This window comes from Pseudomonas sp. CM25 (assembly GCF_013179705.1).
Classification (GTDB): Bacteria; Pseudomonadota; Gammaproteobacteria; order Pseudomonadales; family Pseudomonadaceae; genus Aquipseudomonas.
In genome coordinates this window covers 1-2,952 of sequence record NZ_JABMCW010000503.1, presented here as the reverse complement: position 1 = coordinate 2,952, position 2,952 = coordinate 1, and the positions used below count along the sequence as shown (strand labels likewise).

The 2,952-nt window shown below is 65.2% G+C and carries 2 protein-coding genes; both read right to left on the bottom strand.

Annotated features, from left to right (window positions below):
* Window positions 1-144: 144 nt before the first annotated feature.
* Window positions 145-1,887: a malto-oligosyltrehalose trehalohydrolase gene (treZ, locus tag HP546_RS28550; protein WP_172232682.1), complete on the bottom strand. Its 1,743-nt coding sequence runs from the start codon at window positions 1,885-1,887 to the stop codon at window positions 145-147.
* A gap of 14 nt (window positions 1,888-1,901) precedes the next feature.
* Window positions 1,902-2,952, bottom strand: a 1,051-nt coding sequence (locus HP546_RS28545) for a glycogen synthase (protein WP_172232679.1), incomplete at its 5' end; no start/stop codon positions are given.

Here is a 2,952-nt window from a genome sequence, read left to right as displayed (position 1 = left end):
GGGCATCGTCTGCGGCGGGGTGGCCGAGCGCTTCCAGTACCTGGCGCAGCACTTCGTCACTGACCTGCTGCGGGCGGTTGTTGGCGTCGATCCAGTCGCGCGCCAGCCCGGCTCGCTGGGCCAGCTGGTGTAGCAAGGGTTCGCTCATGGCGCCTCCTGGCCGGCGGGCAGCAGGGTGACCACGCAGCTGTAAGGGGAAAGGTGGGTGTCGGGGTGGGCGTTGTTGCTGCTGTCGAACAGGCGCATGCCGGCAGCAGGCTGCGGCAATGGCTGGGCCTGGGCGGCAAGGTTGAGGTCGATGCGCAGCGTGCTGCCATCCCCCAGCCGCCAGCTGGCGCTGAGTGCCTTGTCGCCCAGCACCTCAGCGCCCAAGGCTCGGGTGCCCGGGAGGCGAGGCACCAGCTGTGTGCGCCGTACCGCCAGCAGTTGTTGGTACAGGCCGTGCCAGCCAGCGAGCACATCGTGGCCATCTGGGCGCGAGGTGTCGAAGGTTGACCGGGCGTTCGGGTCAGGTATGCGCTGGCGCTGTTCGGGGTCGGCGAATGCTGCGAAATGGGCGAATTCGCCGCGGCGGCCTTCGCGCACCGCATCGGCCAGCTCGTCGTGGAAATCGGTGAAGAACAGGAACGGCGCGCGGCTGCCGTCATCGTCGGCCATGAACAGCAGCGGAATCATCGGGCTCAGCAGCAGCAAGCCGGTGGCTGCCCGCAATGCCGCTGGCGGGCACAGCCGGGTAAGGCGCTCACCCAGCGCACGGTTGCCGATCTGGTCATGGTTTTGCAGGAACAGCACAAAAGCACTGGGCGACAGGTGCCCGCTCGGCTCGCCCCGGGGTTGCCCGTTGCGATTGATGTCGCCCTGGAACACGAACCCTTCGCCCAGGCAGCGGGCCAGCTTGTCGATCGGCTTGTCCCTGTAGTCTTCGTAATAGCCTTCGGTTTCGCCGGTCAGCAGTACGTGCAGCGCGTTGTGGCCGTCATCGTTCCATTGCGCGTCAAAGCCTTGTTCCAGCAGGAACGCCTGGTTGTGTTCGTTTTCCAGCACCAGCCACACCTGGCGGCCGGGTTCGACCGCCGCCCGCACACGTTGCGCCAGTTCGATGAGAAAATCGGGCTGGTCAATGGCGTGCACCGCGTCCAGGCGCAAACCGTCGAAGCGGTAGTCGCACAGCCACATCAGGGCGTTCTGGATGAAGTACTCGCGTACTTGCGGGCGGCGGAAATCGATGGCCGCGCCCCAGGGCGTCTGCCGGTCTTCACGGAAGAACGGGCTGGCGTACTGGTGCAGGAAGTTGCCGTCCGGGCCGAAGTGGTTGTACACCACATCGAGCATGACCATCAGGCCATGGCCATGGGCCTGGTCGATCAGGCTGCACAACTGTTGCGGGCTGCCGTAGCTATGCTGCGCGGCAAAGGGCAGCACACCGTCGTAGCCCCAGTTGCGGTCCCCGGGAAACTGACCGACCGGCATCAGCTCGATCGCGGTGATACCTGTGGCGGCAAGGCGTGGCAAATGGCTGGCCACGCCTTCGTAACCGCCCAGCACACCGACGTGCAGTTCCTGAATCACGGCCTCGTGCCAAGGCCGGCCTTGCCAGCTGTGTTGCCAGGCGTAGCTGGCAATGTCCACTACCTGGCTAGGCCCATGCACGCCTTCGGGTTGGTAGCGCGACGCGGGGTCGGCTACCTGCAGTTTTCCGTCGACGAGGAAGTGGTAGTTGCTACCGGGCCTGGCCGGGCCGATCCCGGTGTACCAGCCATCCTCATCGGGCAGCAGCGCAATGGCCGGCTGCTGCTCCAGTATTACGCTCACGCTGCGCGCATCGGGTGCCCAGAGGGCGAAGCGCGCCGACGTGGCGTCCAGCAAGTGTGCGCCATGCCTGTGCATCTTCGGCCCCTTTCTCAGTAATGCGCCAGGTGGGCCTGCTTGACCAGGTCCTCGTACAACCGTGCGTAGGGTTCCACGGCTTGGCACCAGTTGAACGGCTGGGTCATCGACAGGCAACGCATGGCATTGAGCAGGTCCTTCTTCTGGTAGATATAAAAGGCACGGCTGAGGGCTTCGCGGTAGCTTTCCACGGTGGATTCGTCGAACAGGAAGCCGGTGACGCCGTTTTCGATGGTGTCGGCCAGCCCGCCGGTGTTGCGCGCCACCGGCAGTGAGCCGAAGCGCTGCGCATACATCTGGCTGAGGCCACAGGGCTCGTAGCGCGACGGCATCAACAGGAAGTCGCTACCGGCGAACATGCGCCGGGCGTCGGTTTCGTTGAAACCGATGCGCACGCCGATGCGGCCGGGGTGGCGCAGCGCGAGCTCGCGCATGGCCTGCTCTTCCTCTGGCTCGCCACGGCCAATGATCGCAATCTGCCCGCCTTGCTCGACAATGTAGTCGGCCACACCCAAGGTCAGGTCCAGGCCTTTCTGGTAGACCAAGCGCGAGACCACGGCAAACAGCGGGCCCTCGGAGGGTTCGAGATCGAACAGCTCGCGCACTTCCTGGGTGTTGCGTGCCTTGCCTGCCCAGTCGTTCATGCTGAAGTTGTGCTGCAGGTGCTTGTCGGTGGCCGCGTCCCAGCTCTCGTCAATGCCGTTGGGGATGCCGCCGAGCAAACCTTGCTGCGCCTTGCTGGAGAGGAAGCCATCCAGGCCGCAGCCGAATTCGGGGGTGGTGATTTCCTGCGCGTAGGTAGCGCTTACCGTGGTGATGTGGCTGGAGTAGGCCAGGCCGGCCTTGAGGAACGACAGCTTGCCGTAGAACTCCATGCCTTCCTGCTGCATGGCGTGGTCCGGGATGGCCAGCTCCGGGCTGCAGCCACGGCTGTACACACCCTGGTAGGCCAGGTTGTGAATGGTGAACAGGGTCGGCGTGCTCAGCCCGCGCCAGTGCATGTAGGCGGGCGCCAGCCCTGCGGGCCAGTCGTGGGCGTGGACCAGTTCAGGCTTCCAGTGGATC